The organism is Listeria fleischmannii subsp. fleischmannii LU2006-1 (assembly GCF_000344175.1).
GTDB classification, from domain to species: domain Bacteria; phylum Bacillota; class Bacilli; order Lactobacillales; family Listeriaceae; genus Listeria; species Listeria fleischmannii.
In genome coordinates this window covers 43,641-70,053 of record NZ_ALWW01000006.1, presented here as the reverse complement: position 1 = coordinate 70,053, position 26,413 = coordinate 43,641, and the positions used below count along the sequence as shown (strand labels likewise).

Here is a 26,413-nt window from a genome sequence, read left to right as displayed (position 1 = left end):
GGTAATTAAATAAGACTCAAAAAAGCTATTAACAGAAAGGGAGAGACAACATGTGTATTCAGCCTAGATTTCTATTACTTCCATTTCTGCTAATAGCTTTTACTGTATGTGGTTTTTATTTTTTTGAAAGTAAGCAGATGTATGTTCAGCAACTATCTAATTTTTGGCAAAAACCGGATAGCAAGTATCTTTCTTTTGAACTAGCTGAAAAAGATGTAGTGAACTGGGAAGAGTTTGCACCGGATAAAAAGAAAATGATTTTTAAGCCAATATTAGATGGGGGTTACAAAATGTTTGCTTTTTATTGTGATAATAAAAATGATCTGCCTCCTCTTGTTCAACAATTTGACGAAGTATCTTTTAAAAAAGGTGCGATAATAGGTAAGGACATAAATGTAATGGGTATAGAGTATCAAAATAAAAACTTTGCTGCTTCTGGAATAATGGGAGTTAGTAACAAGGCTTCTTCTTTAGATAGATTGATTTTCATAAGTTTGCTAGAGTTTGAAAAAATGGATACTAACTTCACACGGACATATATTATTTCAACTGATATGTCGGAGCGTGAGATATCAAAAGAACTTAAGGCATGGAATTCTTCTATAGAGAATATTCGCTTTTTACCATATGAAGCTAAAGGGACAGCGCGTTTTTTGAATACTAAGCTAAACTTTGATAAACGGAAGATGTGGCTAGAAATAGGCATTTCATTAATTGCGGTAATAAGTACGGTGTTATGGCTGTCTAAACAAAGGCAATATCTATTAATTTCAAAACTTATTGGTTTTAAATATACATGGATATCAAATCAACTTTTACAGGGGGTATTAGTATATACTATACTTCCGATGCTTTTAATAGTGGGATCTTTCCGTTTAATAATACCAATAGAAATGGCAGGGGAACCACTAAAAGCAGTAGGAATACCAGCGCTACTTTCTTTAATTTTAACAGGTGGCTTTTTACTCAAATATAAAGCTAGTAGGGGGTTAAAATGAACTTTTATTTACAAGCGATATGGAATAATTTAAAAGTAAGAAAATGGTTGACCGTACTCATTATCATTGAACTAATTTGTATAATCTTGCTTATGGCTGCTTTATATAATAATTATCAATTTAATAAAATAAGCCAACAAAGTCATATTGGAGAGTATCAGGGCAATCAAGTTTATCAAATTGCGGATAACTTAGGAAATGATAAGGAGGAAGAGTTTTTTAGTGGAAAAGAGGGGATGCAGTCATTAATATTATTTACTAATTATATGACGGACTCTAAAGAAGTTAATTTCTTTAATCATGTAGCTCAACCAATTGGAGTTACAAATTTAAGAGGTGATGATTTTTTTATTAATACAACTGATGGAACTATCAATGAGCCATATGTATCTGAAAATGATGGTTTGGAATATGATGTTGTTAGCTCTATACAAATTAATCAGTCTGCTATAGAGTTGCAGAAAGTTAATGTTCAAACTGGACGGAATTTTGAAGCAAGTGATTTTATTTTCTCAGATGAGCAGAAAGAATTTCCGATTTTACTAGGTAGTGAATTCAAAAAATATTATAAACCAGGTGATATTTTAAAAATAGAGTACCTTTTTTATCCTCTTAACGGTAAGGTCGTCGGATTTATCGAGCCAAATACTTTTCTCGCAATCGGTCAAGAGGAGGAACTTTATTTGGATAAAAAGATAGTTTTGCCAATGGTTAATTTTAAGAAAGTAGCGGAAAATGAAGAAGTATGTGAATTTCAAAGAAAACAATTACTTCATGCCGCAAATGGTTACATGGTAACACAAATGAGTCATGATTCATTTGTAGCGTATATGAAAGATGTTAGTCAACAAACTGGATTTGAAGACTACTCCATCATTGGAGCGAATATGCATGCAACGAACTATTTAAGCGATTTAATCGGAAAGAGTCAAGTTTATATGCTAATTGCAGGAATTACAGCGAGCGTTCTTGCCGCTCTATCCATGTACTTTGTTTTAGTTTCAAAAGTAAAAATGAGTTTTAAAAAATTCGCGATTTATTTAACGTCGGGCTTTTCGAATAAAGACATTTCGCGTTTTATGCTTTTAGAAGGAATTTTTCTATTTTGTGTAGCTTACATCATGGCCATTTTGCTTGCGGTTTTACTTCATCTGTTTGATCCGCTGTTATTTTTAGTTCTATTTATTTTTGGAATCTTCGCGATTTGGATTATGATGCTCTTTTTAAATAGAAAATTTGCTGCATTTAATCCAGCTGTATTTTTAAAGGAGGTGGAACGCTTACGATGATAGAGCTTAAAAGAGTCTATAAACGATATGAGGACAAAGGCTATCAAAATGCTGTACTTAAAAATATCAATTTAACAATCGAGCCGAAAGATTTTATCGCGATAACTGGAAAAAGTGGGGCTGGGAAAAGCACGCTTCTACACATTTTAGCAGGGCTAGATGTGGTTTCAGAAGGAGAGTTCTATTTTCAAAATCAAGAAATGCACACAAAAAAAGCGCAGGCCTTATCGGAATTTAGATACAAGAATATCGGGTATTTAATGCAAAGCGCTCCCTTAATTGAAGAAAAGACCGTACTAGAAAACGTGTGGCTACCCCTTTGGAAAGCGAAAATCACTAAAGAAGAAAAAGTAAAACGCGCAGAAGATTTACTAGAATCGCTTTCTTTATTGGAAAAAAAACACGCAAAACCAGGCGACCTATCTGGCGGCCAAATTCAACGTGTCAGCCTAGCACGCGCATTAATCAGTAATCCGGAAATTATCATTGCAGATGAGCCAACTGGTTCGTTAGATGAAGAAAATGCAAAAAATATTATTAATTTGCTTGTTAATTTAAACCAAGAAGATAAAACAATCATTTTAGTTACGCACCAAGAAGAATTTATTCCCCGTTTTGCGAGGCACCTGATGATTGTAGATGGACACCTAAATACAGTAAAAAGCGCCCAAAACTTATAGGCGCTTTTTTTCATCCGTATCTTTTTTATTTGTTGAATCCGCATCACGTTTTAAGGAAGGTAGCTCTTTTAAGTCATCTGGAAAAATAATGGAGTAGTCGCCTCGCTTAATGACTTTGCTATTACGGCTTTCTTCAGGCATATCAGATTTAAGTGCCATTTTTATCACCTCGATTTTGATAGGTTTAGTATAGCATGAAAGAGCAAAAATGTACGTAGATAAAGGTTATATTTTAGAAAGAAGAATAGGTTTGTGTGTAAGCGTTTTCTTTAATTACACGCTTTTAAAATATGTGTGTAATTATTCTAAAATGGCTATTTGAATGTTTTTGCATACGATTTTGCTTATAAAAAGTTGGCACATAAATTGCTAAATAAGATAATGCGTCCATGTAAGCCTTATCATGAAACGGAGAGGAGGACTCCCAAATTTCGCGAGGTTTGAGTTGGAGGCCGTTTATTAGTAAAAATCGTTTTAGTGGGGAGTTTATTTAGAAGTCTAAATGCTAAAAACGTTATTTTTATTAAGAGATGGATTATTTTGTAATTAAAAGGGAGGATGAATATGAACGGATTAACAGCATTTTTAGAAAAATATTTTGTTCCAGTTGCAGCAAAAATTGGCTCGCAAAAGCATCTAGTTGCGTTGCGTGATGCGTTTATCTCGACAATGCCGATTACTATGGCAGGATCGATTGCGGTATTATTGAATGTATTTTTTAGGGATTTTCCAACTGAATGGGGATGGACAGGCTTTGTTGAAGCCATGCAGCCGCTGATAGGGATTAATGGCTATGTATATAACGGAACATTGGCAATTGTATCAATTATTTTTGCCTTTTCACTAGGTTATAACATATCAAAAGTTTATGAGGTAGACCGTTTAGCAGGGGGATTAGTTTCACTCGCAGCCTTTGTTATGAACTTAACAGTTACGATTAGCTTGGATGCAGTTAAAGCGGCTATCACTGCTGCTAATGCAGATTTTGATATTAATACCTTACCTAAAGAATTTACAGGGATTTATGGCTTCTTTAATATGGGGCAAGTAAACGGAACAGGGTTGTTTACGGCCATGATTTTTGGCTTTATTTCAACCATTATTTATGCAAAATTAATGCGTCGTAAAATCACAATTAAAATGCCAGATTCTGTTCCACCGGCAGTAAGTAAAGCATTTGCTGCGATTATTCCAGCACTTGTAGCGCTTTATGTCGTGGGAATTATTGACTGGGCATTCTTTAAAATTACAAATATGGATGTTATTTCTTGGATTTCTAAAACGATTCAAGAACCTCTTCTTAATCTTTCGCAAGGATACGGAGCAGTTCTCCTTGTTACTTTCTTAGTACAACTATTATGGTTCTTTGGTATTCACGGACCAAACGTACTTGCGCCCGTTTTGGAGTCACTATGGGGAACAGCCCAACTTCAAAATATTACAGCCGCGCAAGAAAAAGTGGCATTACCGTTTGACTGGGTTCGTGGTTCATTTGACGCGTATGTATGGATGGGTGGATCAGGTGGTACAATCGTACTTATTGTGGCACTTCTTTTATTCTCCAAACGAGCGGATTCGCGGACAGTAGCGAAGTTGTCACTCGGCCCAGGAATATTTAATATTAACGAACCAATCATGTTTGGTTTGCCAATTGTTTTAAATACAATTTACTTAATTCCATTTGTCATAGCACCAATGGTTATGGTAACCATCGCTTATTTTGCGACAACATTAGGAATTGTTGGTCCTGTAAAAGCAGCAGTTCCATGGGTAATGCCGCCGCTATTCAATTCATTTGTTGCGACAGGTGGAGACTGGGTGGCCCCAATTATTTCATTAATCAATATGATAGTTGCTTTCCTTATATGGACACCGTTTGTCCTTACCGCAAACCGAGTAGGGGTTCCGGAAGAAGAAATGAAAGCTTAAAATGTTTCTGGCTGGGGAGCGGGTTACCCCAGCCAGATTATTATGCGTTATAAAACGCGCCAAAATACAAATTTAGTTAAGGTTTCTTATTGCAACGTGAAACGCTTAACGTTAAAATATTACTTGAGGAGGTTTTCAAAATGATTATTGTAAATTGTCCAATGAAACGAGATTACGTGACGGAGTTACTCGAAAATTATAATGAAGATGGTGTGACTTTTAAAAAGGTGAGTGAAGTGGGCATGAAGCTTAGCTTTGAAACCAATTTAGAAGATGAAGAAAAAGCGGCTCGCATCGCAAAAGATACAATTAAAGCTACGGAAATTGGCGCTGTACTCTATTTTCAAGTGACTGTAGGTTAAAGATATGAAAATCGCAAATGGTTTATTTATCATGAGTATAGGGCTACTAATCATTATGATGAGTCCTTCTTATGGGAAAAATGGAGCGGCAAATATGCCGTTTATGATTACTGGTATAGTCATCGTTGTTATTGGTGCCGTCCTTGTCTTCATAAAAGTGAAAAAAGGGAAAAATAAGGATGGACAAGGAGGAGATAAGAAATGAATATCTCACAAAAATTATATATTTCGCAAAAAGAATGCTTTGATGCCATTATAAAATCTGTTATTTATGATATTAAGCAATCAACTGGTAAAAGTAAGCAAATGCGCCAGTTAGAAGGTTTCTCTTACCAACGAGATATGTCAAATGGTGCTCGTGCAACAGTGAAAATTACAGAAGTCAAGCCCTATGAAATCTATGTATTTGAAACTAAAAGCCGTGTGAATACGCATACAACCACATATGCGATTAAATCGACAAGCGAGAACACTTGCGAAGCCTCTTATCATGAAAAAATTGAAGCAGAAGGTACGGTTCAAAAGCTAAATAATATGATTGTAGGCTTTTTATTCGGTCTTTTTAGACGAAAACGGGCTAAAAATTTATTAAAGGCCATTGAACTTTCTGTGATTAATGAAAGTAAAGCGAAGAAACAACATACAGCTTCTCATGTTGAATAAATAAAGTGAAAAGGTGTCCTGCAAATTTGGGCGCCTTTTTATATGAATAAAAGAAGTTTACTCTTAACAAAATAGTCCGAAGTAAGCTATAATAAAACTACTAAGGTTTAGAGGAGAGTGGATGATGGCATATCAAGCATTATATCGTGTTTTTCGGCCGCAGTCGTTTGATGATGTTGTCGGGCAAAGTCATGTAACAAAGACACTTCAAAACGCAATCACTCAAAACAAAACATCACATGCTTACTTATTTAGTGGACCTCGGGGAACAGGGAAAACTAGTGCTGCAAAAATATTCGCCAAAGCTATAAATTGCGAAAATAGTACGAATGGTGAGCCATGTAATGAATGTGATGTCTGCAAAGGGATTACAGATGGATCAAATCCGGATGTTCTGGAAATTGATGCAGCGAGCAATAACGGTGTGGAAGAAATTCGTGATATACGCGAAAAAGTAAAATATGCGCCAACCGTTTCAAAATATAAAATTTATATCATTGATGAAGTTCACATGTTGTCAACAGGGGCGTTTAATGCGCTTCTTAAGACACTTGAAGAGCCACCAAAACATGTCATTTTTATACTCGCAACAACAGAGCCGCATAAATTGCCGCTCACAATTATTTCGCGTGTTCAGCGCTTCGACTTTAAGCGAATTACAACGCAAGATATTGTACAACGCATGGCTTATATTTTAAATGAGGAAAAGATTACTTTTGATGAAAAAGCGCTCATGATTATCGCTCGAGCAGCCGAGGGGGGCATGCGCGACGCATTAAGTTTACTTGATCAAGTGATTTCGTATGGATCGGATGAAGTCAGCGTTCAAGATGCGCTTGAAATTACCGGTTCGGTGGCGCAAAATTTATTGACAGATTTAGTGGCGGCCATTTTAAATCAGGATGCGAGTCTTTCAATGGAACGGCTATCTAGTTTGCTTTTGGAAGGAAAAGATCCCGTTCGATTGGTGGAAGACCTACTGGTTTTCTTCCGCGACATACTGCTTTATCAAAAAGCGCCAAATTTGGAGGAGACGCTAGAACGTGCAGTTCCGGACGAGCCTTTTAGAGAGCTTGCAAAGTCGGCTACTGCCAGCCAAATTTATAAGGGCGTGGAGTTGCTAAATAAAACCACTACGCAAATGCGATTTTCTAACCATCCGGGGATTTATGTTGAGGTGGCCATCGTTATGCTGACCCAATTAGAGGGCGGCACACAAGGCGACCAGGGTGAATCAAGCGCAGATGTTTCGGCTCTTCAAAGTGAAGTGCAGGAATTAAAACGCGAGCTTGCTGAGTTGAAAAAATTAGTAGCAAGCGGGGCACGTGCGGATAATGGGAAAGCGGAAAAAGTCGCACGTCCTAAAAAGGCGGCGATGAACAATTCGAAAAGTTTTAAAGCGCCGGTTGGAAAAATTAATCATGTGCTAGATGTCGCGAAAAAGAAAGACCTTCAGCTGATTCGAGGTTGTTGGGGAGAACTTTTATCAATGCTTATGGCGTCTCAAGCGGCACTATTAAATGATGCTGAGCCAGTTGCTGCATCTGATGATACTTTTGTGTTAAAATTTAAGCATGAAATTCATTGTCAAATGGCGATGGATAATCAATCGTTTGTCGAAACTGTCGAAACAAGTATCTCAAAATTGACGAAAACTACCTATCATTTCATTGGTATTCCAGAATCCCAGTGGTTTGATGTACGAGAAAATTTCTTGAAAACTCATAACTCGGGAGAAGAGGATGAATCAGGCGAGGAACGCTCAGAATCTGCGCTTTCAGATAATGATTTGTTCGTGGGTGCGGCAGAGAAACTCGTAGGAGCAGATTTACTCGAAATAAAAGAATAAAATTTAGAATGAAGAGGAGAATTTTATATGCGTGGAATGGGAAATATGCAAGGTATGATGAAACAAATGCAAAAAATGCAAAAGGAAATGGCAAAAGCACAGGCAGAACTAGAGGTGACTGAATTCACTGGGACAGCTGGTGGAGAAATGGTAACTGTTAAAATGAACGGGAAACGCCAAGTACTTGATATTGTAATTAAAGAAGAAGTTGTGGACCCTGAAGATGTAGAAATGCTTCAAGACCTCGTTTTAGCGGCAACAAACGACGCGCTTAAACAAGTGGAAGACACAACGGCTCAAAAAATGGGCAAATTCACACAAGGAATGAATATTCCGGGATTATAAGAGATTTTAGCGGCAGAATGCATGACGTTCTGCCTGCTTTTTTGAAAGTGAGCGATGAAGATGCATTATCCTGAGCCAATAACGAAGCTCATTGACAGTTTTATGAAATTACCGGGCATTGGGCCAAAATCGGCTGCACGCCTAGCTTTTTATGTGCTAGATATGAAAGAAGACGATGTGCTCGGATTTGCCAAAGCGCTCGTTGATGCCAAGCGTAATTTAAGCTTTTGCTCCGTTTGTGGCCATATCACGGACACTGATCCCTGCTATATATGTAAAGACCACTCTCGGGATAAAAGTATTATTTGCGTCGTGGAAGAGCCACGTGATGTAATCGCAATGGAAAAAATGCGTGATTACCACGGTCTATATCATGTCCTGCACGGAACTATTTCTCCTATGGACGGAGTGGGCCCTGAAGATATCAATATTTCTGACCTCATCAAACGCCTACAAAATGAGGAAGTCACAGAATTGATTTTAGCAACAAACCCTAATGTTGAAGGGGAAGCAACAGCCATGTATATCTCAAGACTCGTTAAACCAAGTGGTATTAAAGTAACGAGAATTGCGCACGGTCTTCCTGTAGGTGGGGATTTAGAGTATGCAGATGAGGTGACTCTATCGAAAGCGTTAGAAGGACGCCGAGAAGTTTAAGAAAAATGGCGAGGTGATGACGTTGGACTCAAGAAGTATTCAACACGGTAGAAAAAAAACGAAAAAAAAATTGGTAAAATGCATAAAGAGTATAATGCATACTTGATGGATCTTATCGAAAAAACACAAGAAGAGTGGCATAAACAAAAAGTCATTTTACACAAAAGTTTTAATTATAATGAACGCCTCGAATATGAGGAAAAAAAAGCAGGTGCGAAATACTTCTATCTTTTCAAAGAAGCGAGGCACCGAGGAGTAAGTGGTAAGAAATAAGTTTTTAAACCGTAGACATTTTTGTCTGCGGTTTTTTTTTGGAAAAAAAATAGTTTGAAATAACGACATAATAAACATGAAAAGCCCCTCATCAATTTTCGTAAAATAATATAAATTTATTTCAATCTGTAACAAAACGTTCAAGAATCAAGGGGTATTTTTGAAAGTTAGAGCTATTAAATGAACTAGAAATAAATTAAGATGAACTACAAAAGACAAATGTAGAAAGGAGTGGAAGAATGCAAGAATTAATGGGACTCTACACCAAAAAAGAGGTATATAAGCGATTTGATGAGATGAATTTAATGGAATTGCTAACCAATAGTTTAAAGGTCCAAATGAAACATATTCACATTGAAAATAATCAAACTTTACTTTCAGCGGATGATAATAAAAAAGTTTACTTTATTTTAAAAGGAATTGTTGCTGCCCAAAAAGATGATGAATTGTTGTATTTTCGGGGGAAAAATCATTTTATTGGTTTAGAATCGATTTTATTTAACGTAGAATCTGAGCTAACCATGTCGAGTATTGGCCGAGTGGAAGTTATTGAATTTTCAAAAGCAGAAATAGTTGAATTTTTGATGGGGCTCCAAGAAGGATGGCTATATTGCTATCTTATTAGCAAAGACTTAAATCATTTACTTGTTCGGAACTATTTTAATTTTCAAGCAAAGCCGTATGAACGAAGCAAAATCATGCTAAATGACCTCGCTAAAGAATTTGGAGAGTCGAATGATGAACACGTTTTGTTACCAAAACAATTTACGCTAGCTATCTTAACTAATTATTTAGGAATTAGTTATGTGACGATGCGAAAAATATTAGAAACTTTACGCAATGAGAATTTTATTGTGAGGTCAGATAAACAAAAAGAAATTTGCATACACACTAAATTATTTTAAATCTTTTTGCGGATAACTTTGTGCATGAATATACTTTCTATTCATTTAAATACTAGAAAGTATATTTTTTTATTGCTTTTGCATTGTACTGAAATCATAAAAAGTCATCTAATAGATTATGAAATGCAGGAGAAAAATAAGAAATAGTTAAAAAGAAAATTGTAAAAAAATGTTTACATTTCATCAAATAGGCTTTGTTTACAGCTTTTTTTTTTATGAATTACTAAAAACGATATCGTAAATGATATGAAACCATAAAATCATTAAATGTGTCGGGATGTTCGGCAGAGGTAAAATATTCTCGTATTAAAAAGTTGTAACAAAAAATTCATTTTTAGGAGGCTGTTTTTGAAAGTTAGATGTATAAACGAATTTGTAAGTATTTTATGATTAAGGCTAAGTGATTTTACAATGAAAGGAAGTTTTATATAAATGAAGAAATGGGCCTATATGGCAACTGCAGTTGTAGCTTCTCTATCTTTGGTAGCTTGTTCAGCAAATAACACGGATACCAAAAAAAGTAATACACCTAAGACAGAAGCAAAAGCAGAAGTGAAAAATGAAGTAGGAAAGATGGTTGAAACATCTAATAATTTACAGGTTAAAGTAACCGGTGTAAAAACTGGCTTCGGTCAGTCATCGGATAAAAAAGATATGTTGCAAGTTACTTTTTCAGTTAAAAATATTGCAAAAGAAACTAGCGGTGCTGGTGCAGCAGATTTTAAAGTGAAAGCAGACGATGGAAAAACGTATAAAGTGTACGGATTAGAAGCTAAAAACTTTGGAACTGAAATCAAGGCGGGACAAACGATTACAGGAACAGGCTATTATGAAATTCCTGCTAATACGAAATCGGTCACATTATATTATGAACCATTAGAACAAAAAATGGCTCAGTGGCAGTTAAAAGTTCCTGCAAAATAATGAGATCATATGTTAAAGAAAGGTGAATGAGCAATGAAAATTAATGTTATTGGCTTAGGCTATATAGGTTTACCAACATCTGTCGTGTTTGCAAGTCACGGGGTGGAAGTAAGAGGTATTGATACAAAAAAAGAAGTAGTAGATAAGCTAAATACGGGACAGATTCACATCGAAGAAGAAGGCTTGCAATCACTTTTTGAAGAAGTAGTAAATAATGGTATGTTTCAAGCACAACTAGAGCCAGAAGAAGCAGACGCATTTATCATAGCTGTTCCAACTCCGAATAAAGACGATGAATATAAAAGCTGTGATACAAAATACGTTATCTCTGCACTTCATGCCATTTTACCTTATTTAAAGAAAGGTAATGTCGTGATTGTGGAATCTACAATTGCACCGCGAACAATGGAAGATGTGGTGCTTCCAATTATTGAAAAAGCCGGTTTTTCGGTCGGAGAAGATATATTCTTAGCACACTGTCCAGAAAGAGTTTTACCTGGAAATATTGTGTATGAAATGGTTAATAATCCACGTATTATTGGTGGAATCACAGAACGATGCACAATCGAAGCTGTTAAAGTTTATCAAACATTTGTAAAAGGTGAGCTAATTCGTTCTAAAGCGGGTGAGGCGGAACTAAGTAAACTAATGGAAAACACGTTCCGTGACGTTAATATCGCGCTAGCAAATGAACTTGTTAAAGTCTCAGAGAAATTAAATATTGATGCTTTGAAGGTAATTGAAATGGCTAATTTACATCCACGTGTTAACCTTCATACTCCAGGGCCCGGGGTTGGCGGTCATTGTCTAGCTGTGGATCCTTATTTTGTAGTCGCATCTGCTCCGGAAGAGTCACCGTTAATTCAAACGGCACGTGCAATTAATGTGTCTATGCCTGAGTTTGTAGAAGCGAAGGTAGATGAAGTTATGAAAGGGGCCCCTACAAATAAAATTAGTATTTTAGGTCTTACGTACAAAGGTAATATTGATGATATTCGTGAAAGCCCTGCGATGGAGATCATGGAATCCCTTCGTAAAAAGTATGATGTAGGAATTTACGATCCACATGTAAGTAACTATTCAGAATCAATAGAAGCAGCTACAACAGATAGCTCACTATTATTAGTTTTAACGGATCACAATGAGTTTAAAGTTATTGATGAAACCTTTATAAAAAATATGAAACAAGCAAAAATTTTAGATACGAAAAATATCGTAAAAGAATATCCAAATCGTGTTAAGTATTTTAATTTCGGCAATATAGCAGAAATAAAACAACTAAATGAAAAGGATGATCTCTATGTACATTAATACAGATGAAAAAACTATGCATTTCCCGCATGCTATCAAGAAAAGTACAGGAAATGATGGGATTATACGTGCTGTAGATATTTTAGCTGCGTTATTTGCACTCATCCTTTTCTCCCCGATTATGCTTTTAGTGGCATTTTTAATTAAAATTGAAGATCCAAAAGCACCTGTCATATTCCGCCAAGAGCGAATCGGGCAGGGAGGGAAAAAGTTTTATATGTATAAATTCCGAAGCATGTACACTGATGCGGAAGACAGACTATCAGAGTTACTAGCTCAAAATGAAGTGGAAGGTCATATGTTTAAAATGAAAAACGATCCGAGAGTAACTAAAATCGGAAAATTAATTCGAAAACTTAGTATTGATGAGTTTCCACAATTTGTGAATGTTTTAAATGGAGATATGAGTATGGTTGGGCCACGACCACCTTTAGAACGTGAATTTAACAATTATACGAATCATGATAAAAAAAGGTTACTTGTTAAGCCTGGATGTACTGGGCTTTGGCAAGTTAGTGGTCGCAATACGCTTAGTTTTGAAGAAATGATTGAATTAGATTTGGAATATATTGAAAAGCGAAATATATTTTTTAATATTAAAATCATGCTTTTAACTTTTAAAGAAATAACAGTTTTTGGAAAGGGTATGTGATAATTTTTGAGAATTCAGATGTTAGGTAGCTATTTGGATTGTTTAACAATGGACGAAACAGTCTCTGAAGTAAAAAAAATCATTACAGCTCGAAAACCTACACAACATGTTGTTATTAATGCGGGGAAAATTAATTTAATGAAAAAAAATGAAGCGCTGCGGAATATTGTAAACAACTGTCCACTTATTAACGCGGATGGTTCAAGTATTGTGTTAGCGGGGAAAATTTTAGGTCATCCAATTACTGAACGTGTTACAGGCATTGATTTAATGGATAGACTATTAAAAGAGGCGAGTGAGGAAAGTTATTCGCTTTTTTTATTGGGAGCAACTGAAGAAGTTGTGCAAGAGGTGAAACGAATCATTCAGGTCCGTTATCCAGCTGCTAAAGTAGTTGGATGCCGAAATGGTTATTTTGATCGTAATGATTCTCTGCTGGTCGCTCGTGAGATTAAAAAAAGCCAAGCAGATATACTATTTGTTGCCTTTTCAAGTCCAGAAAAAGAATTTTGGATTAACCAACATTTAGAAGCGATGAATGTGCCTTTTGTAATGGGTGTTGGAGGAAGCTTTGATGTGATGGCGGGTAAGACGACACGTGCTCCAAAGCTTTTCCAAAAAATGGGCTGTGAATGGTTATGGCGCTTTTTACAGGAACCTAGGCGTATGTTTAAACGTTATTTTATTGGTAATTTTGAATTTATGAAGCATGTATTAAAGGAAAAGTGTGGTGCGAAATGAAAGTTTTAATGATAGGACCAGATAGCCAAGCAAAAGGCGGGATAGCAACCGTTATCCATAATTTTAAAACTTATTTTCATTACTCAGATGTRTGGACATGTTTTTTTTAACAACGTGGCACGAAGGTTCTAGATGGAATCAATTTAAAACAGCTTTGGCTTCATATAGAATGATGCGTAAAGAGAATGTAGATATTGTACATCTCCATGTAGCGCAAAAAGGTAGTTTTTTTAGAAAAGCGCTTTTTCTTCTTGGAAGCCGTAAAGACACACCAATCGTTTTACACATGCATGCTTCTTCATTTGATAAATTTTATAATGGAAGTTCGAAATGGGTCCAAAAATGGATTCGTCGGATTTTTGACAAAGCAACATGTGTGGTCGTGTTAAGTGAAGAGTGGGAAAGCTTTTATAAAAAGCTCACAAAAACTGAAATTAAAATTATTCCAAATGCGGTTCCTATTCCGGATGAAAGTTACTATAATCCGTCAGCAACTAAAATTATTACTTTTGGACGAATTGGTAAGAGAAAAGGAAGCTATGATATTTTAGAAGTTGCGAAAAGAATCAAGGTGAAGTACCCGCAGTATCAATTCGTTTTGTTTGGTGATGGTGAAGTGGACCAAATGAAAAAGCGGATTGAGGAAGAACAGATTGAAAATGTCACAATAGGTGGCTGGGTAACAGATAAAGAAGAGATTATGAAGGATGCAGTACTACATTTTCTTCCGTCTTATCATGAAGGATTACCAATGGCTATTTTAGAAACAATGGCAGCTGGAATTCCTAATATGGCGAGTACAGTCGGAGGAATCTCACAACTTGTTAAATCGAAAGAGAATGGAATGCTTATTGAAGCGGGAAACATTGAAATGATGGTTAGTGAGTTGGAGCAATATTTATCTAATGAAGATTCTCGAGCTATTTTATCAGAAAATGCTAGAAAGACAGTTATTGAGAAATTTTCGATGGATTCATATAACTCCACTTGGTATAAAGAATATCAAATGCTAGAGAAAATTGAAAAGGTATGTGATACGAATGGATCAAAAGTTTAATCTGATTGAGATTTGGACAATTTTACTTCGACATAAATGGTCACTCATTATCATGGGTATTCTTGGAGCAGGGATTGCACTCTGTATGGCATTATTTGTTATTACACCAAGCTATCAAATGCAATCGCAAGTTTTAGTTGTTCCGTCCTCTGAAGATCAAAGTGGTGTTTCTCAAAGTGCCGAAGTTCAGGCAAACCTACAAATGATTAATACCTACAAAGCACTTATAAAAAGCCCGAAAGTTTTAAGTCAAGTAAGTAAGGATTTGGATGGCAAATATTCAGTTAACCAACTTAGTGAAATGATTCAACCGAGTACAGAAGAAAACTCTCAAGTTATAAATATTACAGCAACAACGGATAGTCCGGAAGAAGCAGCTCGGATTACAAATGCAACAGCGAAAGAGTTTGTTAAAACCACTCCGAAAATTATGCGCAACAATAATATACAGTTATTAAATGAAGCTTATGTGAAATCAAATGAGAAACCTATTTTTCCTAAGCCGACTTTATTTGCTGCAGTTGGTCTACTAGGCGGCTTATTTGTAGGAGTTTCATTATTAATCTTAAAAACTCTTTTTTCAAATAAAATTACGCGTGAAGAAGATTTTGAAGTGTTAGATATGCCTATTTTAGGACTAGTTGGAAAGATTAGTAAATACAATTAAACTGGACAAAGGATGCGGAATTGATGAAGAAAACCGATAAAAAAGACATTAAGAATCGTTTAGTAGCGCTACATGAGCCCTCTAACCCGCAAGCAGAATATTTTCGTACGATAAAAACCAATATTGAGATGGCAAATATTGATTCTCAGATTAAATCGTTATTAATTACTTCTCCTACGCAAGATAGCGGGAAAACAATGATTTCTGTTAACTTAGCTAGTACGTATGCCAATGATGGTGTGAAGACATTAATTGTTGATTTAGATTTAAGAAGACCTTCTTTAGGTTTTGCTTTTCCTTTTCTTAAATCATGTCCAGGTTTAACAGGAATCTTAGATAGTTCGCAAAAATTAACGCTAGATGATGCCATTGTAAAAATTGGTGACACAAATTTATATGCTCTTCCAGTTGGAGTTCGTCCCGTATCACCATATTCTATTTTAAATTCCGAAAAATTAGTGCAACTTATTAAACAGTTACAAGAGGAATTTGATATGATTATAATTGATACGCCTCCAGTATTAATGGTAACAGACGCATTGTTAATTTCGAAATGGGTTGAAGCTTGTATTCTTATTGCAAGAGGGAGCTATTCAAATAAAAAAGATGTTAGGAAATCTTTAAAAAGTTTGCGTGATTCCAATGCCAATGTACTAGGGGCAATTTTTAACAATCCTCAAATGAAGCAAACCAATTATTATTACGCGGAGAGTGACGCTTAAGTGGAAAACGGAAAATCAATGAAAAAACTAGGGAAAAATGTATTTATTATTGCGTTAGGGAATTTTGGGAGTAAATTTTTAGTTTTTTTATTGGTACCATTTTACACATTTTATTTAACGCCAAAAGAGTATGGGCTTTCGGATTTAATTGTGATGTCCGTTATGGTGTTGCTGCCAATTTTAACACTAAGTATTGGGGATGGATTGTTCCGATTTAATTTAGATAATCAAGATCGAAACAAAACGTTTAGTTCGGCAATTGGTGTTTGGCTCGTTGCAATGCTGCTCGTTTTAGTAGGCGTACTAATTGTTAGTTTTATCGTTGGTTTTTATATTCTAACCATTTTAGTTGCTCTATTAATTGCTTTTCAGTCGCTTTATATTATTTTGCAACAACAAATTAGATCTATGAATTACCTGAAACTTTATGCTAGTTCAGGCATTATTTTAACAATCGTTTTAGTCCTGAGTAATATTGTCTGCTTAAAATACTTGGGTTTAGGCGTAAATGGATTTTTATTCTCTCAAGTATTAGCCTTTTTTGTCGGGAATTTATTAATTTTAGCTTTTGGACGAGTGATAAGTTTATTTAGTTTTCGAGATATGAGTAAAAGTCTTTTGAAAAAGATGCTCAATTATTCAATGCCACTCATCCCAAACTCGCTACTTTGGTGGGTATTGCAAGTTGCAGATAGATATATTATTACCTTTTTCTTAGGTGTTGGTACGGCAGGTCTTTATACGGTAGCGACGAAGATTCCAAATATCCTTTATATTATTCACGGTGTTTTCTTCCAAGCGTGGAGCTTGACTGTGTTAGAAGAGAAAAAGGAAAATCAAAGTAGCTTTTTTGCACAAGTTTTCTCAGCCTATTCACTTTTATTTTTTGTGTCGTGACGGCGATTTTACTTTGCATGATTCAGCCTATAGTCACACTGTTATTTGCCCCTGCTTATCATAGCGTATGGATATTTATGCCATTTCTACTTCTTGGCGCGTGTTTCTCCAGTTTCTCCAGTTTTATAGAAGTTTCCTACATGATTGCCAAAAAAAACACGTCAATTATTACTTACTTCAGTAGTTGGTAGTGCATTGACGATGCTCATTACAATAGGTCTTGTTCCGATTTTTGGTGTGTTAGCCGCATCGATTGCTACTTTTGTAGGCTTTTTTGCTACTTGGCTAATTCGGGCGATTCAAATGAAACAATTGCGTACGATGCAGTATAAAGGGCGGTTCTTTGGTACAGTTATTGTCTTATTAATAGATTGTATCTATATGTCCTTCTCACCTAATGTAAACTTCATAATTGTATTAAGTATGAGCCTTATTGTGCTTTTAATACAACTTCCAACAGTAGTAGAAAGCATGCACGTTTTTCGTGCGTTACTCAAACAAAGAAAAGCGAGTAAAGCGAAATAATTTTTTAAAAAACCTCGACCTTATCAAGGTCGAGGTTTTTTTAGTTTTCAGGCTCGGTACGAACATAGATAACATCTGGTGCGTTACTTACGCGTTCGCCACGATTTAAATTGTTAATGACTATCATTTCTTCGCGCGTTAGTTCGAAGTCGTAAATATCGGCGTTTTCGCGAATTCGTTTTGGATTTTCAGATTTTGGAATAATGGCTACCTGGTTTTGGATATGCCAACGTAAAACGACTTGTGCCGCAGTTTTATTATAACGCTGACCGATTTTCTTTAGTTCATTTTCTTCTAAAACAGGTCCTCTGCCAAGTGGACTCCAGGCCTGGTGAGCAATATGTAATTTTTCTAAATAGTCGTGTAGTAAATGATTGGGAAAGTAGGGATGTGTTTCGATTTGGTCGACAGCCGGCAGGACATTTGCTTTTGTAGAAAGCCGGTCAAGATGGTGCGCTTCAAAATTTGAAACGCCGATAGCGCGTATTAAACCCTCATCGTATAGTTTTTCTAAAGCTTTCCAAGTTTCAAAAAAAGTTTCTTGTTTTGGCCAGTGAACTAAATATAAGTCAATTTGGTCAAGTTGCAACTTTTTAAGGGAATTTTCAAACGCTTTTTGTGTCTTATCATACCCCTGATCTGTGTTCCAAACTTTCGTTGTCACGAAAAATTCGTCTCGCTTTAACCCTGCAGATTGAAAAAACTGTCCGATAGAAGCTTCGTTTCGGTAAAAAGTAGCAGTATCAAAAAGGCGATAACCAGCATCTACCGCCGTTTCAAGTGAGTTTCGCAATTCATTCTCATCAATAATTTTATAGGCCCCAAACCCATGAACTGGCATGGAAACCCCGTTATTTAATACGATATCATCAGAAAAAGACTTGGCCATTTTATCTCCCCCTAAAACTATTTACCTTATGATAGCAGAAAAATAACACTAGAAGCAATTTTAAAAGGAGGCCCAAAATAGGCCCCCCTGATTATTTGATTTCAATAGACTTTAAATTCGCTTGGATAACTTCGGGTTTTTCGTCCATTTGAATTTGTGCCGCAGTGGCATAGGCGCCTTCTAAAATAGGGGCGTTAAATAAAATAATTTCTTTTTCGGAGAGCTCCATGACGGTTTCAATGTTCATTTTGGCGCTACCAAGATCATAAAATGCATAAACTTTGTCCGCTTCATTTTGCTCGAAAGCCTCGTTTACTTTATCAAAACTAGTCCCAATATCGCCCTCATCGGTTCCGCCAGCATATGTGATTGAGACATCTAAGGCGACCTGACTGACGATATCAAATACCCCTTTCGCCACATTTGCGGAGTGCGAAATAATAACAATGCCGTATGGTTTTTTCATTTTGCAACCTCCTCACTGTTTAAAAGGGATTCAAAAAGTAGGGCGGACGAATACGCTCCAGGATCGAGATGCCCAATTGAACGTTCTCCTAAGTACGAGGCGCGGCCTTTTGTAGCCTTCATATCTTTTGTTTTTTCAAGTGCGGCCAAAATCGCGTCATTTGAAAATTCGTTTTGACGCATTACGTGGATAACGGGCTCCCAAACATCAATCATCGTTTTTTCATGCGCGTGTGATTTTCCGCGGTTTTCAATGCCAGCTAAACCCGATTCAAGAGCATCTATAAGTTCTTCTTTTGTTAATGTATCGGCGTTTATGGCTTTACTAATATTTAAAAAAGCAGAACCGTAGAGCGGGCCAGATGCGCCGCCTACCTTACTAAGAAGCGTCATAGCGGTCACCTTAAAAACGTCTTTTAATGTTTCGGGTGGCTTTTCCGCCAGTACTTTTTTTAGTTCCGCTAAACCACGCGCCATATTGATACCGTGGTCTCCGTCGCCAATCGCCTGGTCTAAATCGCTTAAAAGCTGCTTATTTTCTGCAATTTTATCCGCAAAATCATTTAGCCAAGTTAGCGCCCAATTTTTATCATAAACCATTGTCATGTCCTCCTTATTTCCAAGCAATCGTTTGTACAGGAATATTTAGCATGTCGACCCATCTTTCGTCCTCTAGTTTTAAAATAGTGAGCGATAGACCAGCCATTTCAAGCGATGTCATGTAATCACCAACAATTGTTTTTTCAACATCGACATGCGCTGCGCCTAAAAGTTCATGCACGTCATTTGCGAAAATGTATTGTTCCATTAGTGGCGTCCCGCCCATTCCATTCACAAGAACGACAACCTTATCCCCAGATATGAAATGATGCTCCTTGTTAATACGATCAAAAAGCTGTTTCGCGAGATCTTTTGAAGGCATAATTTTTTCGCGGCTAAAACCAGGTTCACCGTGAATACCGATGCCAAGTTCGATTTCATCTGGACCGAGTTCAAAGCCAGGATGTCCGACTTCTGGGACGGTGCACGGTGTTAGTGCTACGCCAATGGTTTTAATGGATTTCACGACTTTTTCACCGAGTGCCTTTAGTTCTTGCAAGCTAGCTCCGGCTTCTGCCGCGGCACCGACAATTTTATGAACTAAAACCGTGCCAGCAACGCCACGTCTACCCGTAGTAAATGTGCTGTCTTCAACAGAAATATCATCATCAATAATAATTTGGTCGACTTCAATGTCATCCATTTCAGCAAGTTCTTTTGCCATATCAAAATTCATCACATCGCCCGTATAATTTTTAACAATTAAAAGGACGCCTTTTCCTTGATTAGCAGCTTTAATACCTTCATGAATTTGATCTGGTGTTGGAGAAGTAAAAACATCTCCGCAAACGGCAGCCGAAAGCATACCACGTCCTACATAACCCGCATGAGCAGGTTCATGGCCTGAACCACCGCCGCTGACTAAGCCGACTTTCCCGGGCCCTTTGTCAGTTCGCGCGATAACGCGTGTGTTTGGAATTCGTTCAATTAAATCTGGATGTGATTTTACAATGCCTTCTACCATCTGTTCGACAACTTGGTCCGTACGATTGATAATTTTTTTCATTAAAAAAACCTCCTCCAAATTACTCTATAGTTAAAATTTCCCTATGATTATCTTGTTAAACTTTATTATAATACGTTTTTCATGTAAACGCTTAACTGAAAGCATTCCTTTTATAAAAATGCTACAATAATATAGGATAAAGGAGGGGTTGTCATGACGAATCAAAAAGCGGTGCCGCTACTTTCGAAAATGAAAGAACACGAGGGTCAAAATCCGATTTCATTGCATGTTCCGGGGCATAAAAATGGTGTTTTATATAATGAAATGTGGCAAGATATTTTAAAATATGATTTAACGGAAATAAGCGGAATGGATGATTTGCACCACCCTGAAGCGGCCATTCGTGATGCGGAAGCTTTACTCAGTTCGGCGTACGGCGCTAAAAAAAGCTTCTTCTTAGTTGGCGGAACAACAAGTGGAAACTTAGCGATGATACTTACTGCAGTAAAGCGCGGAGAGCGCGTTTTGGTGACTCGCGATGCTCATAAATCGGTTATTCATGCTTTGGAACTTGCAGGAGCTCGGCCTGTTTTTTTAAACACAAAAAAAGATCTTTTAACAGGTGTTTCAAGTGGTGTAGAGGCGGATGCGATTTTGCGGGCATTTCATAAATATCCCGATATTTGTGCGGCTGTTTTGACCTATCCGAGTTATTACGGGACGACTTTTGATTTAGCGGAGGCGGTGAAGGTGATTCACGAGTTTGGGGCGCTTGCTTTATTGGACGCTGCGCACGGGGCCCATTTTGTGGCTAATGCTCATTTTCCGCAAGATGCGCTTCGTTTAGGGGCAGATGCTGTGGTTCAGTCGGCGCACAAAACCCTTCCGGCACTGACGATGGGGGCTTTTTTACATATCAATTCGGATTCAGCGCGTCTGTCGGATATTCGGCGCTATCTTCAAATGGTGCAAACAAGCAGCCCGTCCTACCTAGTTATGGCTTCGCTCGACTTCGCGCGCCAGTTTGTTGCTACTTATTCAGAAGATGATTTAAAAGCTTTTTTAGAAATGCGCGCCAAATGGATAGATTTTCTGGAAGAGGCGGGCTATACGGTTTTACTTCCCGATGACTCGCTTAAGCTGATAGTTCGAAAAGACGGCTACTCCGGCTATGACATTGCGGCTCACTTTGAAGCAAACGGCTACTACCCGGAACTTTCAGATGACAAGCAAGTTCTACTGATTTTACCGCTGATTAAAAAGGGGATAAGGTTTGACCCGCTTCATACACTGCAGGCGCTGCCTAAACCCGCTGTTCCGCTTGATACATTTCAATTCGCCCCGCCTGAAATCACCGTGCTTTCGCTTTCATACGCGGAAATGGCAGAACGAAATAGTGTTTTTATAAAGCTCGACCAAGCTCTCCATGCTGTCGCAGCCGAAAATGTATCGGTCTACCCGCCTGGCATTCCCGGCGTCCTTCGCGGAGAAAAACTGACGGAAGCGCATATTGCTTTTTTAAAAGCCATTTCCGGCAAACATTTCCACGGGGGAGAAAGGTTAAAAGAAGGTGAAATTGCGGTTTATGTATGAGTGAGTTCAATATGTTTATAAAGGGAGGTCACTTTGCAAAGTGACCTCCCTTTTTTGAATCTGCAATAGAATTGTGATTCGTTGAACTTGAATGATGTCGGTTAACGTTGCAAAAGACAAATAGAGGAGATTATAGTATGCGGAGAATTTCTTACCTTTTAGACATTGTTTATTATGGATGATTTATCGCTTTTTCATAAAATAAAGTCCAGCTGAGTATAGGATAATTAGAATAAATACGCATTTTGCGATAGCTTTGGTATGAATCTCGAAGGTGCCATTTAAATTGAAGAAGAATAAAAGAACAGGTATAGAAATAAATAGCATGATTAAAAAATAAAATGAAAATTGTCCTCTCTTTTGAATATAGCGCTCGTCTACTTCGTTTCGGTCTAAGCGTTTTTTGATATCCGGGAATACAAGGATTATTCCCATTAGTGCTCCGAATAGCCCTCCGATTAAGTAAGTGAATTCGTCTGATAAATAAGATTTGGTTAAAGGTGAGCCAGATATGACTAATCCTAAAAGAGTGCCATATACTAAAGCTAGTAGATAGAAAGAAACGTGAATGATGTATTTTCTCATAAAATCACCTCGTGTATTGGAATAATTCTTCGATAGTCTTGTTGAAGTAAAGAGATAATTTAAAGCTGAGTTCTAAACTAGGGTTGTAACTTCCTTTTTCGATGGCGTGTATCGTTTGTCTGGAAACTCCTACTGCTTTGGCCAATTCTTCTTGAGAAATTTCTTTTTCTGTGCGACATTTCTTGATACAATTACGAAGCACGATTTAACACATCCCTGTAAACTTTACTTTACATAAAGTATATAGAAAAAATAATTCAATGTAAAGTAAAGTTTACAAAAAATATAAATAATGTCATGCTCACTGTAGAATCCGTTTCTTATAAACAATTCACATAGATATATGCGTATCTATGATATAATCAATAAGAGATTTGCTTGAAGGAGAGGAAACGATGGGGTTATTTATTACACTTGAGGGACCGGATGGGTCAGGGAAAACAACAACAATGCGTTTATTAGAAGAAAAAATGAAGCAAAGTGGCATTGATTTTATTAAGACACGTGAACCGGGTGGAAGCCCAATTTCGGAAAAAGTGCGAGAAATTGTGCTTGGAATTGGTAACGAAGAAATGGATCCGCGTACGGAAGCGCTTTTGATTGCAGGGGCTCGTAGGCAACATGTGGTTGAAAAAATTAGGCCAGCACTTCAGGCAGGGAAAACTGTGCTTTGTGATCGGTTTATTGATAGTTCACTTGCTTATCAAGGGGCAGGTCGTGGTATAGGAATAGAAGAAGTACTAAATATCAATTTATTTGCGGTAGGCGAGACGTTACCTGACATAACTTTTTATTTGGATGTAGATGCGGCGACGGGGTTAGAGCGTATTGCGGCAAGTCGTGGGCGCGAAATTAATCGGCTTGATAAAGAAGATATTAGCTTCCACGATAAGGTACAAAAAGGCTATAAGGAAATTATGGCGATGTTCCCAAGTCGCTTCAAACGAATTGACGCAAACCGTACGCCCGATGAGATTACGGATGAAATTTTGAAGCTGATTTTGGAGCGGCTAAGCTAACACTCGGTGTGACTTATAAATGACGCGAAAAAGCAAAATGATGAGTCTGGGTCAATATTTTTGATATAATAAAAAAAAGTACTTCGAAGGGGATGTAAAAGATGAAATTAATTTTCGCTATTGTACAAGATCAGGATAGCAATCGTCTATCTGATGCTTTAACGAAAGATAATTTTGGCGCGACTAAACTTGCGACAACGGGTGGCTTTTTAAAAGCCGGAAATACAACATTTATTATTGGTGTAGAAGATGACCGAGTGGATGATGCCCTTGATATTATTCGTGATAACTGTAAGGCGCGCGAGCAAATGATGACACCGTCTGCTTCTCTTGGTGTAACGGTCGATACTTACGTTCCTTACCCGATTGAAGTTCAGGTTGGCGGAGCGACCGTGTTCGTAATGCCTGTTGAAAGTTTCCACCATTTTTAATAAAAAAACGCCCTTTTTGGAATTTAAAAAGGGCGTTTTTCTTTGGCTTAACCATTTTAAGTCACAAGCTATTTCCCAAAAAGAATCGTGAATGACGCGCCGTTTTTGGCTGAAGTATTAACCTGAATGAGCCAATTTTTTCCTTGTGTGGAATAGGTGATTTCAGGACTTTTTCTTTTTAATTTATAGCCAGTTTGTTGTGGCACTAGGAAAGTCACTTTTGATTGCTCCATCGAAGGATCGGAAATGACAATTTTTTCGCTGCCACTTGCTTTTTTAACCATCATCGACCCGCGCGTCTTGGCCGCGTAGCCATTTAGACTGCTAGGCTGTAAAAAGTTCCCTATCCAAAGATTTTGAGATTTATCAAAAACAGCCTGTTGGTTTAAATTATTGGCCCGAATTTCAACATCCATTTTTTTACTGTAAGCTTCAGTAGCTTGTTTAGATTTACCTGGCAGTAAAATATAACTGTAGCTTTTATTTTGAGGTGCTTTCCCGTGAGGTATCCTTAGACCCGCATAAGTCGCACTAACTGGACTAGGACTATTTCGCGTGTTTAAAGTTTTCCAGTCGCCTGACTGTACTTTTTTATAACTTGTAACGGTAGTTGCCGCCGGGAAAACATAACCCATGCTTTCGTTTTGCGAGGAGCCGTTTAAATAGGCCCATTTCACATTACTCACCGTTTTGGTTTGGCCTGTTGAAAGTGTAGTTCCGCCAACTGAAAAGGCGTTTGTAGGATTAGTCAATTGCCGATTTTCAACAATCGTTTCGGTGTTCAGGTTCTCTTTAGAAGAAATGCCGGAACCTAAAGCGACAATTTTTTCCATTTAGGAAAAACCAAGATTTGCGTGCCATAAGAGAGCTTCCAGTCACGTTTTTCAAGCTATACTGCATGGTGGCAGAGCCGAATGTTTGATCAGAAATGCCGCCAGACCAAGAATAAGGATTTAAATATTTTAAGTTATCAGCTGTAATAGATTTGGTTTTGTGGTCAGTTGTTGTACCAGGTAAGCTCGTCATATCAACGGTTGGATAGTAATTGCCTTTAAGAGCGGCATCCCCATTATTATAAATGGATAAAGCGCCAGTTCCTGTATAGAAGCCAAGCAAATTTTGTCCTCCGATACTTTCAAATGCCGATATTCTTTTCGAAAACATGCTTAAAGCTGCTACATAAGTGGGTTTTGTATCGATCACCTGGCTAGCATAGGGCATCATTTTATTATGGGTTTGACTAGGGTACTGAGCGGATATACTTGTATTTTGAAGTAGATTTTGAAAGTGTTGGGCCTGTGGGAGTGTGAGTTTTTTGTAAAAATCAGGGCTAGTAGCTGATTGAACAATAGAGGCCTTTAAGCGCGTAGCAAATTTGGCGCGATACGCAACATCTTTGTTTTTTTGACTAACGATAAGCATGTCGTAGATAAGAGTGTTGGCAATTTGTTCATTGCTAATGGCTTTTAGTGAAATACCTCTACCTCGGGTCATGTCTAAAACCTCATTTTTATAAAGAACGGGTAAATAAGTGGTATCAAGATATGTGAAAATACTTGGCAAGCTTCTTTGGGAACTCATGGTTTGCGTGCCAGCGAATAGTTGATAAATATCTGCGCTTCGGGCAATGACTTCAGCACCGTATCCACTTGTATAAGGCGTATTCGAGTGTTGAATAAATGTTCCGTCTGAATAAAAACCATCGCCTGATTGAACGGGCAGATAAACGCGTTTTATTATTTCAGTCCCTAAATCTATTTTGGCCTGATTATCGCCTAGTACCCCGCTCATTAAAAGGGCGAAACCTTTATTGATTCGATTGGCGCCCGTTCCGATAGACGTATCTGAGATGGTGGCTGGAAGAGCATGGTTTATTGAGTTTAGAAGATTTTGAAATAAATATTTATCAGTATTTTCTTTCATTAAAGTTAAAGTGTTCACAAGTGTGATAGGTGTGCCAATTTGCCAGTCATACCAGCCGCCGTATGTGTTTGTTGTTTTTTCATTGTACATGTTTTTGTAAAACCAATCTAAGGCAAATGAAATCTGTTGTTGTAACGCGGGATTGTGATAATATTTAGAGTTAGGTGTTTGATAAAGGAGTGCCATTTTTTCGATGTTAGTTGAGGTAATCGTAATTTGTGTGGTGTTTGTTTTCCAATCTTTTATGTTTGAAAACAAGTACGGTGTGTTAGGAGAAGTGTTTATCTTGGGCAAAATCGTATTTTGCAACTCGGATTCTTTTTCCTTTAGAGTTAAATTTAAATGGGTGTTGGATGTGGGGAAAGCAGTTCCCGTAAGAGCTATTTTCCAATTTTCAAGAGATTTCTTTTGATCTTGGGGTGTTTGCGCCAGTGCCTGGTTTGCACTCATAATGGACAGTAGGAACAGTAAAGTTCCTATATAAAGCTTGATTTTCAATGGATTCGCCCCCTCAAA

32 protein-coding genes and 1 pseudogene are annotated in these 26,413 nt (G+C 37.3%); 24 read left to right on the top strand and 9 right to left on the bottom strand.

Annotated features, from left to right (window positions below; translation table 11 throughout):
• Positions 1 to 50 precede the first annotated feature (50 nt).
• The 3 genes from LFLEISCH_RS03390 to LFLEISCH_RS03380 are packed head-to-tail and all read left to right on the top strand — an operon-like array spanning position 51 to position 2,967.
• Positions 51 to 998 (top strand): hypothetical protein, encoded by a 948-nt coding sequence (locus tag LFLEISCH_RS03390; RefSeq protein WP_007472978.1) that lies wholly within the window; start codon positions 51 to 53, stop codon positions 996 to 998.
• Positions 995 to 2,287: an ABC transporter permease family protein gene (locus tag LFLEISCH_RS03385; protein ID WP_007472976.1), complete on the top strand. Its 1,293-nt coding sequence runs from the start codon at positions 995 to 997 to the stop codon at positions 2,285 to 2,287. The genes LFLEISCH_RS03390 and LFLEISCH_RS03385 overlap by 4 nt, the downstream gene beginning before the upstream one ends.
• Positions 2,284 to 2,967 carry an ABC transporter ATP-binding protein gene (locus LFLEISCH_RS03380; protein ID WP_007472974.1) on the top strand — a complete coding sequence of 228 codons (684 nt, stop codon included), beginning with the start codon at positions 2,284 to 2,286 and terminating at the stop codon, positions 2,965 to 2,967. Before LFLEISCH_RS03385 ends, LFLEISCH_RS03380 begins: the two co-directional genes overlap by 4 nt.
• Here LFLEISCH_RS03380 and LFLEISCH_RS15460 read toward each other — a convergent pair.
• Positions 2,962 to 3,126, bottom strand: a complete 165-nt coding sequence (locus LFLEISCH_RS15460; protein WP_007472971.1) for a hypothetical protein — start codon at positions 3,124 to 3,126, stop codon at positions 2,962 to 2,964. The two genes, LFLEISCH_RS03380 and LFLEISCH_RS15460, sit on opposite strands and share 6 nt — an antisense overlap.
• Before the next feature lie 405 nt (positions 3,127 to 3,531).
• On the opposite strand from LFLEISCH_RS15460, the gene LFLEISCH_RS03375 reads away from it, so the two are divergent.
• From LFLEISCH_RS03375 to LFLEISCH_RS03290, 18 genes and pseudogenes are all read left to right on the top strand, one after another.
• Positions 3,532 to 4,896, top strand: a complete 1,365-nt coding sequence (locus tag LFLEISCH_RS03375; RefSeq protein WP_007472969.1) for a PTS sugar transporter subunit IIC — start codon at positions 3,532 to 3,534, stop codon at positions 4,894 to 4,896.
• A gap of 140 nt (positions 4,897 to 5,036) precedes the next feature.
• A complete protein-coding gene (locus LFLEISCH_RS03370) occupies positions 5,037 to 5,258 on the top strand; it encodes a hypothetical protein (RefSeq protein WP_007472962.1) in 222 nt (73 codons plus the stop codon).
• A 4-nt stretch (positions 5,259 to 5,262) separates the two neighbouring features.
• Complete coding sequence (locus tag LFLEISCH_RS03365; RefSeq protein WP_007472960.1) at positions 5,263 to 5,463, top strand: DUF3188 domain-containing protein; 201 nt, start codon at positions 5,263 to 5,265, stop codon at positions 5,461 to 5,463.
• The gene (locus LFLEISCH_RS03360) at positions 5,460 to 5,921 is read left to right on the top strand and encodes a DUF3284 domain-containing protein (protein ID WP_007472957.1); all 462 of its coding nucleotides are present in this window, start codon (positions 5,460 to 5,462) and stop codon (positions 5,919 to 5,921) included. The genes LFLEISCH_RS03365 and LFLEISCH_RS03360 overlap by 4 nt, the downstream gene beginning before the upstream one ends.
• A 124-nt stretch (positions 5,922 to 6,045) precedes the next feature.
• A complete protein-coding gene (dnaX, locus tag LFLEISCH_RS03355; protein ID WP_007472955.1) occupies positions 6,046 to 7,770 on the top strand; it encodes a DNA polymerase III subunit gamma/tau in 1,725 nt (574 codons plus the stop codon).
• 27 nt (positions 7,771 to 7,797) lie between these two features.
• A complete protein-coding gene (locus tag LFLEISCH_RS03350) occupies positions 7,798 to 8,115 on the top strand; it encodes a YbaB/EbfC family nucleoid-associated protein (RefSeq protein ID WP_007472953.1) in 318 nt (105 codons plus the stop codon).
• Between the two features lie 60 nt (positions 8,116 to 8,175).
• On the top strand, positions 8,176 to 8,772 hold the full coding sequence (gene recR / locus LFLEISCH_RS03345; protein WP_007472952.1) for a recombination mediator RecR: 597 nt from the start codon (positions 8,176 to 8,178) through the stop codon (positions 8,770 to 8,772).
• 22 nt (positions 8,773 to 8,794) lie between these two features.
• A pseudogene (locus LFLEISCH_RS03340) lies at positions 8,795 to 9,045 on the top strand (YaaL family protein).
• Between the two features lie 239 nt (positions 9,046 to 9,284).
• On the top strand, positions 9,285 to 9,950 hold the full coding sequence (locus tag LFLEISCH_RS03335) for a Crp/Fnr family transcriptional regulator (protein ID WP_007472950.1): 666 nt from the start codon (positions 9,285 to 9,287) through the stop codon (positions 9,948 to 9,950).
• Positions 9,951 to 10,382: 432 nt separating this feature from the next.
• On the top strand, positions 10,383 to 10,874 hold the full coding sequence (locus tag LFLEISCH_RS03330) for a DUF4352 domain-containing protein (protein ID WP_007472949.1): 492 nt from the start codon (positions 10,383 to 10,385) through the stop codon (positions 10,872 to 10,874).
• Between the two features lie 33 nt (positions 10,875 to 10,907).
• Entirely contained in the window at positions 10,908 to 12,185 is a 1,278-nt protein-coding gene (locus tag LFLEISCH_RS03325) for a nucleotide sugar dehydrogenase (protein ID WP_007472948.1), read from the top strand.
• Positions 12,175 to 12,837 (top strand): sugar transferase, encoded by a 663-nt coding sequence (locus LFLEISCH_RS03320; RefSeq protein ID WP_007472947.1) that lies wholly within the window; start codon positions 12,175 to 12,177, stop codon positions 12,835 to 12,837. Before LFLEISCH_RS03325 ends, LFLEISCH_RS03320 begins: the two co-directional genes overlap by 11 nt.
• A gap of 48 nt (positions 12,838 to 12,885) precedes the next feature.
• A complete protein-coding gene (locus LFLEISCH_RS03315) occupies positions 12,886 to 13,578 on the top strand; it encodes a WecB/TagA/CpsF family glycosyltransferase (protein WP_112153779.1) in 693 nt (230 codons plus the stop codon).
• A gap of 97 nt (positions 13,579 to 13,675) precedes the next feature.
• A complete protein-coding gene (locus LFLEISCH_RS03310; protein ID WP_007472937.1) occupies positions 13,676 to 14,635 on the top strand; it encodes a glycosyltransferase in 960 nt (319 codons plus the stop codon).
• A complete protein-coding gene (locus tag LFLEISCH_RS03305; RefSeq protein ID WP_007472935.1) occupies positions 14,619 to 15,302 on the top strand; it encodes a YveK family protein in 684 nt (227 codons plus the stop codon). The genes LFLEISCH_RS03310 and LFLEISCH_RS03305 overlap by 17 nt, the downstream gene beginning before the upstream one ends.
• A gap of 23 nt (positions 15,303 to 15,325) precedes the next feature.
• On the top strand, positions 15,326 to 16,024 hold the full coding sequence (locus LFLEISCH_RS03300) for a CpsD/CapB family tyrosine-protein kinase (protein ID WP_007472933.1): 699 nt from the start codon (positions 15,326 to 15,328) through the stop codon (positions 16,022 to 16,024).
• A complete protein-coding gene (locus LFLEISCH_RS03295; RefSeq protein WP_007472931.1) occupies positions 16,025 to 16,921 on the top strand; it encodes an oligosaccharide flippase family protein in 897 nt (298 codons plus the stop codon). It abuts the gene before it with no gap.
• A 144-nt stretch (positions 16,922 to 17,065) separates the two neighbouring features.
• Positions 17,066 to 17,446 carry a hypothetical protein gene (locus LFLEISCH_RS03290; protein WP_007472930.1) on the top strand — a complete coding sequence of 127 codons (381 nt, stop codon included), beginning with the start codon at positions 17,066 to 17,068 and terminating at the stop codon, positions 17,444 to 17,446.
• A gap of 40 nt (positions 17,447 to 17,486) precedes the next feature.
• Here LFLEISCH_RS03290 and LFLEISCH_RS03285 read toward each other — a convergent pair whose 3' ends face one another.
• The 4 genes from LFLEISCH_RS03285 to dhaK form a co-directional block, all read right to left on the bottom strand.
• Complete coding sequence (locus LFLEISCH_RS03285) at positions 17,487 to 18,335, bottom strand: aldo/keto reductase (RefSeq protein WP_007472929.1); 849 nt, start codon at positions 18,333 to 18,335, stop codon at positions 17,487 to 17,489.
• Positions 18,336 to 18,426: 91 nt separating this feature from the next.
• Positions 18,427 to 18,801 (bottom strand): dihydroxyacetone kinase phosphoryl donor subunit DhaM, encoded by a 375-nt coding sequence (gene dhaM / locus LFLEISCH_RS03280; protein ID WP_007472928.1) that lies wholly within the window; start codon positions 18,799 to 18,801, stop codon positions 18,427 to 18,429.
• Complete coding sequence (dhaL, locus tag LFLEISCH_RS03275; protein ID WP_007472927.1) at positions 18,798 to 19,400, bottom strand: dihydroxyacetone kinase subunit DhaL; 603 nt, start codon at positions 19,398 to 19,400, stop codon at positions 18,798 to 18,800. Before dhaL ends, dhaM begins: the two co-directional genes overlap by 4 nt.
• A 13-nt stretch (positions 19,401 to 19,413) precedes the next feature.
• Positions 19,414 to 20,406, bottom strand: a complete 993-nt coding sequence (dhaK, locus tag LFLEISCH_RS03270; RefSeq protein ID WP_007472926.1) for a dihydroxyacetone kinase subunit DhaK — start codon at positions 20,404 to 20,406, stop codon at positions 19,414 to 19,416.
• Between the two features lie 153 nt (positions 20,407 to 20,559).
• On the opposite strand from dhaK, the gene LFLEISCH_RS03265 reads away from it, so the two are divergent.
• Positions 20,560 to 21,939 (top strand): aminotransferase class I/II-fold pyridoxal phosphate-dependent enzyme, encoded by a 1,380-nt coding sequence (locus LFLEISCH_RS03265; protein ID WP_007472925.1) that lies wholly within the window; start codon positions 20,560 to 20,562, stop codon positions 21,937 to 21,939.
• Positions 21,940 to 22,122: 183 nt separating this feature from the next.
• On the opposite strand, the gene LFLEISCH_RS03260 is transcribed toward LFLEISCH_RS03265, so the two are convergent.
• Both LFLEISCH_RS03260 and LFLEISCH_RS14940 read right to left on the bottom strand, forming a co-directional pair.
• Positions 22,123 to 22,524 carry a hypothetical protein gene (locus tag LFLEISCH_RS03260; RefSeq protein ID WP_007472924.1) on the bottom strand — a complete coding sequence of 134 codons (402 nt, stop codon included), beginning with the start codon at positions 22,522 to 22,524 and terminating at the stop codon, positions 22,123 to 22,125.
• Between the two features lie 4 nt (positions 22,525 to 22,528).
• Positions 22,529 to 22,729 carry a helix-turn-helix transcriptional regulator gene (locus LFLEISCH_RS14940; protein ID WP_040504747.1) on the bottom strand — a complete coding sequence of 67 codons (201 nt, stop codon included), beginning with the start codon at positions 22,727 to 22,729 and terminating at the stop codon, positions 22,529 to 22,531.
• 190 nt (positions 22,730 to 22,919) lie between these two features.
• On the opposite strand from LFLEISCH_RS14940, the gene tmk reads away from it, so the two are divergent.
• Together tmk and LFLEISCH_RS03245 are read left to right on the top strand one after the other, a co-directional pair.
• Positions 22,920 to 23,543, top strand: a complete 624-nt coding sequence (gene tmk / locus LFLEISCH_RS03250) for a dTMP kinase (RefSeq protein ID WP_007472915.1) — start codon at positions 22,920 to 22,922, stop codon at positions 23,541 to 23,543.
• A gap of 101 nt (positions 23,544 to 23,644) precedes the next feature.
• Positions 23,645 to 23,974 carry a cyclic-di-AMP receptor gene (locus LFLEISCH_RS03245; protein WP_007472914.1) on the top strand — a complete coding sequence of 110 codons (330 nt, stop codon included), beginning with the start codon at positions 23,645 to 23,647 and terminating at the stop codon, positions 23,972 to 23,974.
• 68 nt (positions 23,975 to 24,042) lie between these two features.
• Here the strand turns inward: LFLEISCH_RS03245 and LFLEISCH_RS14550 are convergent, their stop codons facing one another.
• Together LFLEISCH_RS14550 and LFLEISCH_RS03240 are read right to left on the bottom strand one after the other, a co-directional pair.
• Entirely contained in the window at positions 24,043 to 24,807 is a 765-nt protein-coding gene (locus tag LFLEISCH_RS14550; protein ID WP_051057283.1) for a polysaccharide lyase family 8 super-sandwich domain-containing protein, read from the bottom strand.
• Entirely contained in the window at positions 24,767 to 26,395 is a 1,629-nt protein-coding gene (locus LFLEISCH_RS03240) for a polysaccharide lyase family 8 super-sandwich domain-containing protein (RefSeq protein WP_051057282.1), read from the bottom strand. Before LFLEISCH_RS03240 ends, LFLEISCH_RS14550 begins: the two co-directional genes overlap by 41 nt.
• Positions 26,396 to 26,413: the final 18 nt, after the last annotated feature.